Below are 14,503 nucleotides of genomic sequence, written 5' to 3'. Positions count from 1 at the left end.
GTGGCTTTTCAGCCTTCGTGCAAACGGTCCCGGTTGGCCAAGGTGGGGAACAGTTTTATCCACACCCCCGTCACCACCAGGGTCCCCACCCCACCCATGACGACGGCCGGGACCGTACCAAACCAGTGCGCGGTGACCCCCGATTCGAATTCGCCGAGCTGATTGGAGGCACCGATGAACAGCCCGTTGACCGCGCTGACGCGCCCGCGCATTTCATCCGGGGTATGCAACTGCACGAAGGCGCCTCGAATGACCATGCTGATCATGTCGGCAGCGCCCAGCACCACCAGGACCGCCAAGGAAAACCAGAAGGACGTCGACAGGCCGAACGCAACAGTGGCCACGCCAAAGACGCCCACTGCCGTGAACATGGTTCGGCCCACCTTGCGCTCGAAGGGAAAGCGCGCCAACCACACCGACATGAGCAACGCGCCCACCGCGGGCGCCGAACGCAGCAGCCCAAGGCCCAGCGGGCCTGTCAGCAGGATGTCCTTGGCAAATACCGGCAGCAGCGCCGTGGCCCCGCCCAGTAGCACGGCGAACAAGTCCAGCGAGATGGCGCCCAGAATGTCCGGTCGGCTGCGAATGAAACGAATGCCGGCCAGCAGCGACTCGACGGTGGCACGGCCGCGTTGAACGACCTGTCCTCGCGCGTGCAGGCTCAGGGTCAGCCCACAGGCTATTGCATACAGCACCACGGTCGGGCCGTAGACCCAGCCGCTGCCGAAGGCATACAGGAACCCGCCCACGGCGGGGGCCACGATGGTGGCCGACTGAGTCGCAGAGGCCGAAGCGGCGACCGCCCGTGGAAACAGGCCCGCGGGCACGACGTTGGGCAACAGCGCCTGGGTCGCCGGCATCTCGAACGAACGGGTGGCGCCGAGCAGAAACGCCAGCACGAAAATCAACTCGCGGCTGACCTGGTCCGTGGCGCTGCCCAGCGCCAGGGCCAGTGCGATCAGCCCTTGCAGGCATTGGCACAGGGCGGCGACCTTGCGCCGGTCATAGCGGTCGGCCACATGGCCGGTATGCAGCATGAACAGCACACGGGGTGCAAATTCCACCAGCCCCACAAGCCCCAGGTCCAGCACGTTGCCGGTCAGCTGATAGAGGTGCCAGCCAATCGCCACGGTCAACATCTGGAATCCGCTGGCGGTGAAGACCCGTGCCAGCCAGAACGCCAGAAAAGGGCGATGATGACGCAACAGCAGCGGTTCAGTCTCGGACATCGGACACCTGTGACCTCGATGCAAGGGAAGCTCCGCAGCCTATCATCTGTATGTAACAAATAGTTGCTGTTTACCGTGTTCGACACAGTTTCCGTGCCGCTGAACAGGGGGTGGGGCAACCGGTCACGCGGCAAACAACCACACCTCGCACCGGGCTGTTCGGGGCTATGCTTGACTCATATCGTTGACCTGGATCAATCGTTACGTTTGCAACGATCCCCGACGATTTCGGCCTTTGGCCGCAATCCCTGCACATCGAACAGAACAATTCCAACACGCCGTACTCGACTATGTGGGGGCAGTGGGCGAAAGGGCCGAGTGCCCGACCGCCGGATTATCTGATGAGGTAGCACCTATGTTCGGTCTGGAGGCACTGGATCTTGCCCGGATCCAGTTCGCGTTTACCGTATCCTTCCATATCCTGTTTCCTGCCATCACCATCGGCCTGGCCAGTTACCTGGCGGTGCTCGAAGGGCTGTGGCTGAAGACAGACAGGCAGGTCTATCGGGACCTGTACCACTTCTGGTCGAAAATCTTCGCAGTCAACTTCGGCATGGGCGTGGTCTCGGGCCTGGTCATGGCCTATCAGTTCGGCACCAACTGGAGCCGTTTCTCCGAGTTTGCAGGTTCGGTCACCGGGCCCTTGTTGACCTACGAAGTGCTGACCGCCTTCTTCCTCGAAGCAGGTTTCCTGGGAGTGATGCTCTTTGGCTGGAACCGCGTGGGCCGTGGCCTGCATTTCTTCGCTACCTGCATGGTGGCGCTCGGAACGCTGGTTTCCACGTTCTGGATCCTGGCCTCGAACAGCTGGATGCATACCCCGCAAGGTCACGAAATCATCGACGGTCGCGTGATTCCGGTCGACTGGTTCGCTGTCATTTTCAACCCTTCGTTCCCGTTCCGCCTGATGCACATGGCCACGGCGGCGTTCGTCGCCACCGCCTTCTTTGTGGGCGCGTCGGCCGCCTGGCACCTGCTGCGGGGGCGCGACAACCCTTCGGTGCGCAAGATGCTCTCCATGGCCATGTGGATGGCGTTGATCGTCGCGCCGATCCAGGCAGTGATCGGCGACTTTCACGGCCTCAATACCCTCAAGCATCAACCGGCGAAGATCGCCGCTATCGAGGGGCATTGGGAGAACCGTCCCGGCGAGCCTACTCCGTTGATCCTCTTCGGCATCCCGGACATGCAAGCTGAAACGACACGGTTCAAGATCGAGATCCCAGTGCTCGGTAGCCTTATCCTCACCCACAGCCTGGACAAGCAGGTGCCGGCCTTGAAGGAGTTCCCGCCTGAAGACCGGCCCAACTCCACCATCATCTTCTGGTCCTTCCGCATCATGGTGGCGCTGGGCATGCTGATGATCGCCGCTGGCGTGTGGAGCCTTGTATTGCGCAAGGGCGGCAAGCTGTACACCTCGCGGCCGTTCCTGCACTTCGTGACCTGGATGGGGCCTTCCGGGTTGCTGGCAATCCTCGCCGGCTGGTTCACCACCGAAATCGGCCGCCAGCCCTGGGTGGTCTACGGGCTGATGCGCACCGCCGACGGCGTTTCCAACCACAGCTATACCCAGCTGGGGTTCACCCTGGTGGCATTCGTGGTGGTGTACTTCGCCCTGTTCGGCACGGGGTTCGCCTACATGATGCGCCTGGTGCGCAAGGGCCCGCATACCGGCGAAGGCGATCAGCAGCGTCCGGGCGGTCCTGGCCGCAAACGCACGCCGGCGCGGCCATTGTCCGCCGCCGAGGAAGGCAGCGATGCCACCACTGCAGACCTGAGCAAGGGGAACTGAGCCATGGGTATCGATCTTCCACTGATCTGGGCCGTCATCATCATCTTCGGCGTCATGATGTACGTGGTGATGGACGGTTTCGACCTGGGCATCGGCATGCTCTTCCCCTTCGTCAAACAAGAGCGTGACCGGGACGTGATGATGAACACGGTCGCACCGGTCTGGGATGGCAACGAGACCTGGCTCGTGCTGGGTGGCGCGGGGCTGTTCGGCGCGTTCCCAATGGCTTACGCGGTTGTGCTCGAAGCGCTCTATCTGCCGCTGATCCTGATGCTGATCGGCCTGATCTTCCGTGGCGTGGCCTTCGAATTTCGCTTCAAGGCCACCGATGCTGGCCGCCATCTGTGGGACAAGGCGTTCATCTGGGGTTCTCTGGTGGCGACGTTCTTCCAGGGCGTAGCGCTGGGCGCTTTCATCGAAGGTTTCAAGGTGGTGGACCGCCACTACGCCGGTGGCTCGCTGGACTGGCTGACACCCTTCAGCATGTTCTGCGGCCTGGGGCTGATCGTGGCCTACGCGCTGCTGGGGTGTACCTGGCTGATCATGAAGACCGAAGGGCCGCTTCAGGAGCAGATGCACAAGCTGGGGCGGCCGCTGGCACTCGTGTTGCTGGCCGTAATGGGTGTCGTCAGCCTGTGGACGCCAATCGCCTATCCACAGATTGCCGACCGCTGGTTCAGCATGCCCAACCTTGTATGGTTCATGCCGGTGCCGATCCTGGTGCTGTTGACCTTCTACAACCTGTTCAAGGCAGTAGCCCGCAGCGCGAACTACACACCGTTCCTGCTGACGCTGGGGCTGATTTTCCTGGGTTACAGCGGCTTGGGCATCAGCCTGTGGCCCAATATCATCCCGCCATCGATCTCGATCTGGGAGGCTGCCGCGCCGCCGCAAAGCCAGGGCTTCATGTTGGTGGGAACGCTGTTCATTCTCCCGCTGATCCTGGGTTACACCTTCTGGAGCTACTATGTGTTCCGCGGCAAGGTCACCCATGACCAGGGCTATCACTAGGAGGCTGCACCATGACCCGTGATCAGGACGTGGCAGGCAAGAAACCGTTGTGGCAGCGCCTGGGCTGGCTGGTGCTGATCTGGGCGTTGAGTGTGGCCGCGCTGGGTGTGGCGGCCTGGTTGATGCGCCTGTTCATGAGCGCAGCCGGCTTGACCACCCACTGAACCCCGGCATCAGCCGGTAGTACGCCGGACGCGCCTGCTCACCCAGGCGCCGTACGGTGCTCCACCCTGTCGACAGTTACTTGCGCGCCTTGAGCACCACGAACTTGGGCGTTGCCGCCACCTGCTCCACGCCCCGGAACAGGCGGGCAAGCTTGCTGTGATAGCCAAGGTGGCGGTTGCCCACGATGTACAAGGCGCCGCCGACCACCAGCGCCTCGCGCGCCTGCTGGAACATGCGCCAGGCCAGCACGTCACCCACCACCTGCTGCTGGTGGAAGGGTGGATTGCACAGCACCACATCCAAGGATTGTTTTTCGATGCCGGCCAGGCCGTCTGCGGCCAGGAAGTCGGCTGGCCGATCACCCAGCGCAAGCTGCCAGTTTTCCCGTGCCGATTGCACGGCCATGTACGACTCGTCCACCAGGGTGTACTGGGCGTCTGGATTTTTCAGGGCGCTGGCGATGGCCAGCACGCCATTGCCGCAACCCAGGTCCGCGACCCGGGCGTTGCCCAGGTTATCCGGCAGATGCGGAAGAAATGCCCGTGTGCCAATGTCCAGGCCTTCACGACAGAAGACATTGGCATGGTTGAGCAACTCCAGCGCTGGCGATTCGAGGCGATAGCGGCTGGGGTAGGGCGATGTGAAGGCAGGGCGCGCATCCACCGTGGCGGTCAGTAGCCGGGCTTTTTTACGTGCCAGCGAGGCTTGCACAGGGCCGACATACTTTTCCAGCAAGTCGCCGGCAGCACGGGGAAGGTGCTTGATCATGGCCCCGGCAATCACCTGCGCCTGCGGCGCCAGATGCCCTTGCAGCCCAATGAGTTGCTCTTCGAGCAAGGCAAGCGTCTTGGGCACCCTGACCACTACCCGATCGAAGGGGCCTTGCCAGGGGTGACAGGCAGGCACGAACGAAACGCTGTCTGCGGGCAGGCCGTTACGTGCCAGGTTTTTGGCCAGCGCGAGTTGAGCAAGGTAGGAGTCGCCACTGCTGGTCACCTGCAGGTGCCTGGCAAGGCTTGCCGCCAGCGCCCCGAAACTGTCGTTGAGCACTAGCACACGGCTGCCGGCTGGCAACGCTTGGGCATGCAATTGTTCGAGCAGGTACTCATCGGCGGCGTCAAAGGCCTGCAAGGGATCGTTGGCCTGGTCCGGCTGGCGGATCAGATCAAGTTCGGCGAAGGGCGTGGTCAACAGGGGCATGGCAATCTGGCTCGGGTACAAAGCTGCCCGCAACCGTTCGCTGCAGGCCTAGTCGAGCGATTCTACAGGGCTTTGGCTGGGCTCGCAGGCCCGGGATCAGATCCAGCCGCGCAACGCGGCAATGGCGACAGCGCCCGCTTTGTTGGCGGCGTTGGTCTTGGTAATCACGCTGCGAATGTGAAAGTTCACCGTACTCTGCGACAGCGACAGGATGCAGGCGACATCGGAAGCAGTCTTGCCTGCCGCCGACCACTTCAGCACTTCCAACTCGCGTTCGCTCATTTTGGGCTGGGAGGGGCACAATGCATCGAGGTGATGCTCGGTCAGCACCGCATGTACGGTATGGGACAACCATTGGATGGCTCCGGCTTTTTCGAAAAGCTCGGCGGTCTCGACGCTGCGCAGCGGCCTGGACACGCTCATCTGGCTTTCGTTGTGCTGCAGGTCATGCAAGGACTGGGTCCAGCCATGACGCAGGCCATGCTTGCAGGCTGCCTCGCGAAAATGCGGTACCTCGCGGTAGACCTCATCGCTCCATACCACTGGCGTGGTCGAGCTGTGGCTGAGCGCAGCCGCTGCATCCTGCTTGTAGAATTCTTCGCGCTGGTAGCGCTCGATCCATGCCCTGGGGTAATTGCTGTACAAGTAGTGCCGCGGTGTCTGGGTAGCAATCTGAATGCGAAGCTTAAGTCCCACATTCTCGAAACCCAGGTCCTGAACCAGATGCACCGCGATGTCGAACAGCTTCCGTGGGTTACGCTCACTCACCAGGGCGTGCAGGTGCTCGGGGTTCCAGTGAAACATGCGAATCTCCAAGGGCGGCGCGGCCCAGTCCATATGGGTTCGAAGCCAGTGTAGATAGATTCAAATACATGTGTCCGTCTTTTTCGCTATAACTGTGCAGTACTTCTGCATATCTTTGTACAACTTTCGAAGCCGCAAAAACCCAGTGGTTTTTATCGCGGGCGCTTTGCGCGACACTGTAGGGACTCAAGACATGGAGCCCGACATGACCGCCAGCGACGAAAAATTCACCCGCCAGACCTTGCTCGAGGTTCAGCCGCTCACGCCGAACCTCTTCAGCCTGCGGGTCACCCGTGATGCGGGTTTTCGCTTTCGCTCCGGTCAGTTCGCTCGCCTGGGCGTGACCAAGGCTGACGGCAGTGTGGTCTGGCGCGCGTATTCCATGGTCAGTGCACCCCACGACGAATACCTGGATTTCTTTTCAATCGTAGTGCCGGGCGGTGAGTTCACCAGTGAGCTTAGCCGACTGGGCGAGGGCGATACGCTATTGGTTGAGCGGCAAGCCTTTGGCTTTCTCACCCTCGACCGTTTTGTCGACGGACGCGACCTGTGGTTGCTGGCCACGGGTACAGGCATCGCGCCGTTCATGTCGATTTTGCAGGACTTCGAAGCCTGGGAACGCTTCGACAACATCAAGCTGGTGTATTCGGTGCGTGAGGCCAAGGAGTTGGCCTATTTGAGCGAGATCGCTGGCTTGGAGCAGCGTGAGTACCTGGCCGAGCATGCCGGCAAGTTGCAGTTCATCCCGGTCGTGACACGTGAGCGACATCCAGGCGCCCTGAATCAGCGCATCACCACCTTGATCGAAAGCGGCGAGTTGGAAAGGGCGGCAGGGCTTGAGCTGTCACCGGAGCATTCGCGAATCATGCTGTGCGGCAACCCTGAAATGATCGATGAAACGCGCAAGGTGCTCAAGGCCCGTGATCTGCAGTTGAGCCTTAGCAAACGGCCGGGCCAGGTGGCCGTCGAGACGTACTGGTAGCCGGCGTGCCGCTACAGGCTACAGGGGCGCAGCGGTGCGTGGAGCTTTGCCGCTTCCTGCAGCCTGTAGCGGTGCACTTCAGGGCCGGTTCTGAGCCTTGAGCAGGTCGCGGATCTCGGTAAGCAGGGTCTGCTCGGGGGACGGCGCGGGCGGTACGCTTGGCGCCACGGCCTCTTCGCGCTTGAGCCGGTTGATGGCCTTGACGCCCATGAAGATCGCAAAGGCGATGATCACGAAATCGATCACGGTCTGGATGAACTTGCCATAGGCCAGCACCACGGCCGGGACGTCGCCTTGCGCCGCCTTCAAGGTGATGGCCAGGTCGCTGAAGTCAACGCCGCCGATCAGCAGGCCCAGCGGTGGCATGACCACGTCGCCGACGAAGGACGAGACGATCTTGCCGAAGGCCGCGCCGATGATGATACCTACCGCCATGTCGACGACATTGCCTTTGACCGCGAAGGCCTTGAACTCACTGATCATGCCCATGTTTCGATTCCTTTGTAACAAATGGTGAGGTAAACGCAGTGTAAGCCACTTAAACGCTTCATGCGCTGCATTCAGGGGTAGTGACTTCCGTCGCACCGAATAGTTTTGTCGCATCCCAAGGCATTCGGGACACGGTCAGGCTCGGGTATCATGCAGGTTTTGCCCGGAGGCACTCACCCATGGCCAAGGCCAAGCGCTTGTATGGCTGCACCGAGTGCGGCGCGACTTTTCCGAAATGGGCTGGCCAGTGCGGCGAGTGTGGCGCCTGGAACACGCTGGTCGAAACCATGATCGAGAGCGGCGGCGCCGCAGCACCCAGCACGGGTCGCGCGGGCTGGACGGGGCAGCAGGCGCAGATCAAGACCCTGGCTGAGGTCAGCGTCGAGGAGATCCCGCGCTTCACCACCAGCAGCACCGAGCTCGACCGTGTGCTGGGCGGTGGCCTGGTCGATGGCTCCGTGGTGTTGATCGGTGGCGACCCTGGGATCGGCAAATCGACGATCCTGCTGCAGACCCTGTGCAACATCGCCGTCGGCATGCCGGCGCTGTACGTTACCGGCGAGGAATCCCAGCAGCAGGTGGCCATGCGCTCCAGGCGTCTGGGCCTTCCCCAGGACCAGCTCAAGGTCATGACCGAAACCTGCATCGAGACCATCATCGTCACCGCCCGTCAGGAAAAGCCACGGGTGATGGTGATCGACTCCATCCAGACCATCTTCACCGAACAGTTGCAGTCCGCCCCGGGCGGGGTGGCGCAGGTGCGTGAAAGTACGGCGCTGCTGGTGCGTTATGCCAAGCAAAGTGGCACGGCAATCTTCCTGGTGGGCCACGTGACCAAGGAAGGCTCGCTGGCAGGCCCGCGGGTACTGGAGCACATGGTCGATACCGTGCTGTATTTCGAGGGCGAGTCCGACGGTCGCCTGCGGCTGTTGCGGGCGGTGAAGAACCGCTTCGGCGCGGTCAATGAGCTGGGCGTGTTCGGCATGACCGACCGAGGTTTGAAAGAAGTCTCCAACCCCTCGGCGATCTTTCTCAATCGCACCCAGGAAGAAGTCCCTGGCAGCGTCGTGATGGCCACCTGGGAAGGGACCCGGCCGATGCTGGTCGAGGTCCAGGCACTGGTCGATGACAGCCACCTGGCCAACCCGCGCCGCGTCACCCTGGGCCTGGATCAGAACCGTCTGGCGATGCTGCTGGCCGTATTGCACCGGCACGGGGGCATCCCGACCCACGATCAGGATGTGTTCCTGAACGTGGTGGGCGGTGTGAAAGTGCTGGAAACGGCTTCGGACCTGGCGTTGCTCGCCGCCGTCATGTCCAGCCTGCGCAATCGGCCGCTGGCCCATGGCCTGCTGGTGTTCGGGGAAATCGGCCTGTCTGGTGAGGTGCGGCCTGTGCCCAGTGGCCAGGAGCGGCTGAAGGAAGCTGCCAAGCACGGCTTCAAGCGCGCCATCGTGCCCAAGGGCAATGCACCCAAGGAGGCGCCTGCAGGGTTGCAGGTGATCGCCGTGACGCGCCTTGAGCAGGCGCTGGACGCCTTGTTCGAATAATCCACAGGCGAAAAAAAGGGCCGACGATGCGCATCGGCCCTGTACAACACCCACGTGATGGGTCAGTGCTCGGCGACTGCCGCGCGCTTGACCGGCTCACTGCCGTGCTCGTCCTGGCCCTTCATCGGTACCTCATGGCCTTCGGCATCGAATAGCCTGCCATCCTTGAAATAGTCACCGTCGCGCAGTGCGGAGATATCCGAGTAGCGGATGGTGCGTTCGTAGCCGGCAGCGAACACCGACTGCTGGTCCGAGTTGCCCGCCGTGAAATGGTTGAAGATCAGGTTCAGCACAATGGCCATGATTGCCGCCGAGCTGATGCCTGAGTGGAAGATGGTTTCGAACCAGTTGGGGAACTGGTGGTAGAAGGCCGGTGCGGCGATCGGGATCATGCCAAAGCCCAGGGACGCGGCGACGATGATCAGGTTGACGTTGTTCTGATAGCTGACCTTGGACAAGGTGCGGATGCCGCTGGCTGCCACCGTGCCGAACAACACGATGCCCGCGCCGCCCAGCACGGGGGTAGGCACCGCGGCGATGATGCGCCCCATGATCGGTAGCAGGCCCAATACCACCAGGATCACACCGCCGGTGGCCACCACGTAGCGGCTGCGCACGCCAGTCACGGCGACCAGGCCCACGTTCTGGGCGAATGCACTTTGCGTGAACGAGCCAAACACCGGTGCGAGGATGCTCGAGGCCATGTCGGCACGCAGGCCATTGCCCAAGCGTTTGGAGTCGACCTTGGTACCGATGATCTCACCCACGGCCAGGATGTCGGCCGAGGTTTCCACCAGCGTCACCATGATGACGATGCACATCGACAAGATGGCCGCGATGTGGAATTCCGGCATGCCGAAGTGGAAGGGCGTCGGGAAGGCGAAAACAGGGCCTTCGGTAACCTTGCTGAAGTCGGTCATGCCCAGTGCCCAGGCGATCAGCGTACCGACCACCATCGCCAGCAGAATGGACAACCGGGATATCGTCGCGCTGCCCAGTTTGCTCAACAGCAGCACGATGGCGAAAGTGAGGGCAGCCAGGCCGATGTTGGCCATGCTGCCGAAGTCAGGTGAGGCGCTGTTGCCACCCATCACCCAGCGCGCGGCCACCGGCATCAGCGTCAGGCCGATGGTGGTGATCACGATGCCGGTGACCAGCGGTGGGAAGAACTTGGTGATGCGTGAGAATACCGGGGTGATCAGCAGCCCTATCAGCGAGGCGGCCATCACCGCGCCCAGTACCCCCGGCAGCCCGCCCCCACTCTCACTGCTGAGGATGGCGCCCATGGTGGCGACCCCTGCGAAGGACACCCCTTGCACCAAGGGTAGTTGGCAGCCGAAGAATGGCAGACCCAGGGTCTGTAGCAAGGTCGCCAAGCCACCTGCAAACAGCGAAGCGGCGATGAGCATGCCGATTTCTGCGCCATTGAGGCCTGCGGCCTGCCCCAGGATCAAGGGTACGGCAACGATCCCCCCATACATGGTCAACACGTGCTGCAGGCCGTAGGCCAGGTTGGCACCCAGGCCGAGGTTTTCGTCCTCTGGCCGCTGGGCAGGAGACGTGCTTGTGGACGTAGTCATGGCGCAAGCTCTCTGTTTATTGTTGTGGAGCTACTGTAGTCAGTTACTGCCTACAGGTACTACACAAATTGTATACAATTTTTTGATCCAAGCGCCGTCATGGGCAGCCTTGGGGCGTACGCGTCCTCGTTGCAGGAGGCATACCAACCCAAAGCGCTTGTAAAAAGAGGGTGTATACAACGGTGCCTGAGGCAGACAGGAAGCTGTCTAGATGGACAGGAAAGGGGCGGTGGTCAGGCAGTTAGCCAGCTAATAGATCCTGTTATTCGATCAATTCGCGCAGCTCACGCATCATTCCGGTGCTGTTGGCAATGTTCAGTTCCACAAGACGGTGCAGGTGGCTCATGGAGTCGATGTCGATGTACAGGCACACGAAGCCCAGCCGCGTGGATTCTTCATGGCGCAGTTCGACCTGCATTTTCACCCAGGTATCGGCGTCGAGCTGAATAACGGCCTCGTAGTTCTGGGTAGGGTCCGGGGTCCAGTCGGTCGGGCGCTCGACCAACAGGCCTTTGAGGGAGAGATCGATCAGTCTGGCAGGCCAGCGCTGTTCGCCTTGGCGAAGTTCGGCAGGTGCGTCGAAATCGATGCGCTGGAAGCGGCGACGTTCGGAAGATGGCGGGGTCATGGCGAGTCCTCATCTGATGTTCAGACTATAGACCAGCCATGATGACGTCGTTGTTTGCCAGGCAAGGCTACTTGATGAAGTCCAGGTCCACTACCTGATAGAAAGCTTTATCGGTTTCGGCAATCTCCCAGACGCCAAGCAGCACATGGTAGCCTTCGCGCTCCGGCAGTTGCAGGTTATGAACCGTTGGGTTGCCAGGCCACATTTCTCGTTCGCCGAAGCCCCAGTAAGGTTGATGCGGATTCAGGAAGGTAGCAAATGGCGTGGCTTCGAAGGCGTCGCGTGCCAAAGGCTTATTGAAATCCCAGCCCGCTTTGGTGATGAAGTAATTGAAACGGCGATATTTATGCTGTGCGCTGAAGGCCCATGTGAAGTCCAGGGTAGAGCCGCTCTTGACCTGGTGCTTATCCCAATGCTGGCCAGGGGTATCCAGATAGGCTGCTCCAGGCCTCTGCGCGCTTGCAATCTGGCCGTCAGCGGGTGGCGCGATATTGCGCACGTCATCCTTTGCATCAGGGTCCAGAAGCCCTCCCTGTGTAGCGGGGAAGAATTTACCACCTTCTATTCCGTACTGCAGGTTGCCTTCGATCTTGCCGTTCTTCTCTGCAATGAAGGCCCGCGATTCAGGCTTTGAAATACCGCCATGAGCGGGGGTAATTGGGGGGCTGCTAGGTTGGTTTTTTTGTGTCATGACTAAGTCCTCGTGGTGTTCCGACAAGTTGTGCGAGGCCCCTGGACAAGTTTTTGTATCCCTTGGACCTGGGGTTCACATTGGCTGCAGGGTCATTGAAAGCGACAGCCGATTTCCCCACAACTGTCAGGAATGCCAGTTGCCAGACCCAGACATGCGTTGAAAGGGGCTGGCAACCGAGGATGAGCCCCGCATTAGAGCGGGTTCGGGCCTGCGGCATCTGGCGTAATTGGAGATGGTAAAGCCGGCAGGCAGGCCCTAGACTCCAAGGGCCATTCATTCCAACCTCTCAGCTGGAAGCCAACTATGAACAATAACAACAGCCTGCTACGCCACCTCCCGTGGCTGGTGCTGGCAGTCCTGGGAGCCTGCGCGCTGGGTGTTGTCGCCCTGCGCCGTGGCGAAGCGATCAATGCCTTGTGGATCGTGGTCGCGGCAGTGGCCATTTATCTGGTCGCCTACCGCTATTACAGTCTGTTCATCGCCACCAAAGTGATGCAACTCGATCCACGCCGCGCCACCCCTGCGGTGCTCAACAATGACGGTCTGGACTATGTTCCAACCAACAAGCACATCCTCTTCGGCCACCACTTCGCGGCCATCGCTGGCGCAGGCCCCTTGGTCGGCCCGGTACTGGCGGCGCAGATGGGCTATCTGCCCGGCACCCTCTGGCTGATTGCCGGTGTGGTACTGGCCGGTGCCGTCCAGGACTTCATGGTCCTGTTCTTGTCCACTCGCCGCAACGGCCGCTCGCTGGGCGACATGGTGCGCGAAGAGATGGGCCGCATTCCGGGCACCATCGCCCTGTTCGGCTGTTTCCTGATCATGATCATCATCCTCGCGGTGCTGGCGCTGATCGTGGTCAAGGCCCTGGCCGAGAGCCCCTGGGGCATGTTCACGGTGATGGCGACCATCCCGATCGCCATGTTCATGGGCGTCTACATGCGCTACATCCGCCCCGGCCGCATTGGTGAGATTTCCCTCATCGGCGTGGTGCTGCTGCTGGCTTCCATCTGGCTGGGCGGCCAGATTGCCGCGGATCCGGTTTGGGGCCCAGCCTTCACCTTCACCGGTGTTCAAATCACTTGGATGCTGGTGGGCTACGGCTTCGTCGCAGCCGTGCTGCCGGTCTGGCTGGTGTTGGCCCCGCGTGACTACCTGTCCACCTTCCTCAAGATCGGCACCATCGTGGGCCTTGCCATCGGCATCCTGATCATCGCCCCTGAGCTCAAGATGCCAGCGCTGACCCAGTTCACCGATGGCACCGGCCCGGTCTGGAAAGGCACGCTGTTCCCGTTCCTGTTCATCACCATCGCCTGTGGCGCGGTCTCAGGGTTCCATGCCCTGATCTCGTCGGGCACCACGCCCAAGCTGCTGGACAACGAAACCAACGCCCGCTACATCGGCTACGGCGGCATGCTGATGGAATCGTTCGTGGCAATCATGGCCATGGTCGCGGCCTCGGTGATCGAGCCGGGCGTGTATTTCGCCATGAACAGCCCGGCTGCCGTGGTCGGTGCAGACACGGTTTCGGTGGCGCAGACGGTCAGCAGCTGGGGCTTCTTGATCACGCCCGAGCAGCTTGAGGCGGTTGCCCGTGACATCGGCGAGCACACCATTCTGGCCCGCGCCGGCGGTGCACCGACATTGGCCGTGGGTATCGCGCAGATTCTTCACCAAGTGCTGCCTGGCGAGAACACCATGGCGTTCTGGTATCACTTCGCCATTTTGTTCGAGGCCTTGTTCATCCTCACCGCCGTGGACGCCGGTACCCGTGCCGGGCGCTTCATGCTGCAGGACTTGCTCGGCAGCTTCGTGCCGGCGCTCAAGCGCACCGAATCGTGGGGCGCGAACCTTCTGGCCACCGCAGGCTGCGTCGCCATGTGGGGCTACTTGCTCTACCAAGGCGTGATCGATCCGCTCGGGGGTATCAACACGCTGTGGCCGCTGTTCGGCATCTCCAACCAGATGCTGGCCGGTATTGCGTTGATGCTGGGCACCGTGGTGCTGATCAAGATGAAGCGCCAGCGCTACATCTGGGTCACGCTGCTGCCAGCCACCTGGTTGCTGATCTGCACCACGGCGGCCGGCCTGATCAAGCTGTTCGATCCCAACCCGGCCGTGGGCTTCCTGGCCTTGGCCAAGAAATACAGCACCGCACTGGACGCTGGGCAGGTGCTGGCACCGGCCAAGGACATCGGGCAGATGCAGCACGTGATCTACAACGCCTACACCAACGCCGGGCTGACCATCCTGTTCCTGCTGGTGGTATTCAGCATTCTGTTCTTCGCGATCAAGGTGGGTTACGCCGCCTGGGGTCGCAAAGAGCGGACCGACAAGGAAACCCCGTTCCAGGCCCTGCCTGACGCTTGAGAGGACTGC

General features: G+C 61.5%; 13 protein-coding genes. 6 read left to right on the top strand and 7 right to left on the bottom strand.

Annotated elements, in window-relative coordinates; all coding sequences use genetic code 11:
- Positions 1–8: 8 nt before the first annotated feature.
- Positions 9–1,229, bottom strand: coding sequence for an MFS transporter (locus ACK59L_RS08905; RefSeq protein WP_058604862.1), 1,221 nt, complete (start codon positions 1,227–1,229; stop codon positions 9–11).
- 355 nt (positions 1,230–1,584) lie between these two features.
- On the opposite strand from ACK59L_RS08905, the gene ACK59L_RS08900 reads away from it, so the two are divergent.
- From ACK59L_RS08900 to ACK59L_RS08890, 3 genes are read left to right on the top strand one after another with little or no spacing between them, the layout of a single operon-like run.
- Positions 1,585–3,021: a cytochrome ubiquinol oxidase subunit I gene (locus tag ACK59L_RS08900; protein ID WP_409273072.1), complete on the top strand. Its 1,437-nt coding sequence runs from the start codon at positions 1,585–1,587 to the stop codon at positions 3,019–3,021.
- A 3-nt stretch (positions 3,022–3,024) separates the two neighbouring features.
- Entirely contained in the window at positions 3,025–4,032 is a 1,008-nt protein-coding gene (gene cydB / locus ACK59L_RS08895) for a cytochrome d ubiquinol oxidase subunit II (RefSeq protein WP_058604864.1), read from the top strand.
- Positions 4,033–4,043: 11 nt separating this feature from the next.
- Complete coding sequence (locus tag ACK59L_RS08890) at positions 4,044–4,196, top strand: DUF2474 domain-containing protein (RefSeq protein ID WP_023534359.1); 153 nt, start codon at positions 4,044–4,046, stop codon at positions 4,194–4,196.
- Positions 4,197–4,272: 76 nt separating this feature from the next.
- Here the strand turns inward: ACK59L_RS08890 and ACK59L_RS08885 are convergent, their stop codons facing one another.
- Both ACK59L_RS08885 and ACK59L_RS08880 read right to left on the bottom strand, forming a co-directional pair.
- Positions 4,273–5,397: a methyltransferase gene (locus ACK59L_RS08885; RefSeq protein ID WP_409273069.1), complete on the bottom strand. Its 1,125-nt coding sequence runs from the start codon at positions 5,395–5,397 to the stop codon at positions 4,273–4,275.
- 96 nt (positions 5,398–5,493) lie between these two features.
- Positions 5,494–6,201, bottom strand: a complete 708-nt coding sequence (locus ACK59L_RS08880; protein WP_409273067.1) for an autoinducer binding domain-containing protein — start codon at positions 6,199–6,201, stop codon at positions 5,494–5,496.
- Positions 6,202–6,406: 205 nt separating this feature from the next.
- On the opposite strand from ACK59L_RS08880, the gene ACK59L_RS08875 reads away from it, so the two are divergent.
- On the top strand, positions 6,407–7,183 hold the full coding sequence (locus ACK59L_RS08875; RefSeq protein ID WP_196135153.1) for a ferredoxin--NADP reductase: 777 nt from the start codon (positions 6,407–6,409) through the stop codon (positions 7,181–7,183).
- 78 nt (positions 7,184–7,261) lie between these two features.
- Here ACK59L_RS08875 and mscL read toward each other — a convergent pair whose 3' ends face one another.
- Positions 7,262–7,672, bottom strand: a complete 411-nt coding sequence (mscL, locus tag ACK59L_RS08870) for a large-conductance mechanosensitive channel protein MscL (RefSeq protein WP_023534347.1) — start codon at positions 7,670–7,672, stop codon at positions 7,262–7,264.
- A 179-nt stretch (positions 7,673–7,851) separates the two neighbouring features.
- Between mscL and radA the strand changes: the two genes are divergently transcribed.
- Positions 7,852–9,222 (top strand): DNA repair protein RadA, encoded by a 1,371-nt coding sequence (gene radA, locus ACK59L_RS08865; RefSeq protein ID WP_409273066.1) that lies wholly within the window; start codon positions 7,852–7,854, stop codon positions 9,220–9,222.
- Between the two features lie 62 nt (positions 9,223–9,284).
- Here the strand turns inward: radA and ACK59L_RS08860 are convergent, their stop codons facing one another.
- The 3 genes from ACK59L_RS08860 to ACK59L_RS08850 all read right to left on the bottom strand — a co-directional run bounded on the left by ACK59L_RS08860 (position 9,285) and on the right by ACK59L_RS08850 (position 12,121).
- A complete protein-coding gene (locus tag ACK59L_RS08860) occupies positions 9,285–10,802 on the bottom strand; it encodes a nucleobase:cation symporter-2 family protein (protein WP_100850883.1) in 1,518 nt (505 codons plus the stop codon).
- A gap of 262 nt (positions 10,803–11,064) precedes the next feature.
- Positions 11,065–11,430: a PilZ domain-containing protein gene (locus tag ACK59L_RS08855; protein ID WP_196135152.1), complete on the bottom strand. Its 366-nt coding sequence runs from the start codon at positions 11,428–11,430 to the stop codon at positions 11,065–11,067.
- A 67-nt stretch (positions 11,431–11,497) separates the two neighbouring features.
- Entirely contained in the window at positions 11,498–12,121 is a 624-nt protein-coding gene (locus ACK59L_RS08850; RefSeq protein ID WP_409273063.1) for a lytic polysaccharide monooxygenase auxiliary activity family 9 protein, read from the bottom strand.
- A 306-nt stretch (positions 12,122–12,427) separates the two neighbouring features.
- Between ACK59L_RS08850 and ACK59L_RS08845 the strand changes: the two genes are divergently transcribed.
- Positions 12,428–14,494, top strand: coding sequence for a carbon starvation CstA family protein (locus ACK59L_RS08845; RefSeq protein ID WP_058604871.1), 2,067 nt, complete (start codon positions 12,428–12,430; stop codon positions 14,492–14,494).
- Positions 14,495–14,503 lie beyond the last annotated feature (9 nt).

It is taken from the genome of Pseudomonas sp. KCJK9111 (assembly GCF_046231935.1).
GTDB classification, from domain to species: Bacteria; Pseudomonadota; Gammaproteobacteria; order Pseudomonadales; family Pseudomonadaceae; genus Aquipseudomonas; species Aquipseudomonas parafulva_B.
The sequence above is the reverse complement of the archived record's forward strand: the minus strand, read 5'-3'. Positions and strand labels throughout refer to the sequence as shown.

Bases quoted from the DNA above. Each gene is read 5' to 3' on its own strand.
- ACK59L_RS08885 (WP_409273069.1), bottom strand. From the start codon at position 5,397: ATGCCCCTGTTGACCACGCCCTTCGCCGAACTTGATCTGATCCGCCAG.
- ACK59L_RS08900 (WP_409273072.1), top strand. From the start codon at position 1,585: ATGTTCGGTCTGGAGGCACTGGATCTTGCCCGGATCCAGTTCGCGTTT.
- radA (WP_409273066.1), top strand. From the start codon at position 7,852: ATGGCCAAGGCCAAGCGCTTGTATGGCTGCACCGAGTGCGGCGCGACT.
- ACK59L_RS08905 (WP_058604862.1), bottom strand. From the start codon at position 1,229: ATGTCCGAGACTGAACCGCTGCTGTTGCGTCATCATCGCCCTTTTCTG.
- ACK59L_RS08880 (WP_409273067.1), bottom strand. From the start codon at position 6,201: ATGTTTCACTGGAACCCCGAGCACCTGCACGCCCTGGTGAGTGAGCGT.
- ACK59L_RS08890 (WP_023534359.1), top strand. From the start codon at position 4,044: ATGACCCGTGATCAGGACGTGGCAGGCAAGAAACCGTTGTGGCAGCGC.
- ACK59L_RS08875 (WP_196135153.1), top strand. From the start codon at position 6,407: ATGACCGCCAGCGACGAAAAATTCACCCGCCAGACCTTGCTCGAGGTT.
- ACK59L_RS08860 (WP_100850883.1), bottom strand. From the start codon at position 10,802: ATGACTACGTCCACAAGCACGTCTCCTGCCCAGCGGCCAGAGGACGAA.
- ACK59L_RS08845 (WP_058604871.1), top strand. From the start codon at position 12,428: ATGAACAATAACAACAGCCTGCTACGCCACCTCCCGTGGCTGGTGCTG.
- mscL (WP_023534347.1), bottom strand. From the start codon at position 7,672: ATGGGCATGATCAGTGAGTTCAAGGCCTTCGCGGTCAAAGGCAATGTC.
- cydB (WP_058604864.1), top strand. From the start codon at position 3,025: ATGGGTATCGATCTTCCACTGATCTGGGCCGTCATCATCATCTTCGGC.
- ACK59L_RS08850 (WP_409273063.1), bottom strand. From the start codon at position 12,121: ATGACACAAAAAAACCAACCTAGCAGCCCCCCAATTACCCCCGCTCAT.
- ACK59L_RS08855 (WP_196135152.1), bottom strand. From the start codon at position 11,430: ATGACCCCGCCATCTTCCGAACGTCGCCGCTTCCAGCGCATCGATTTC.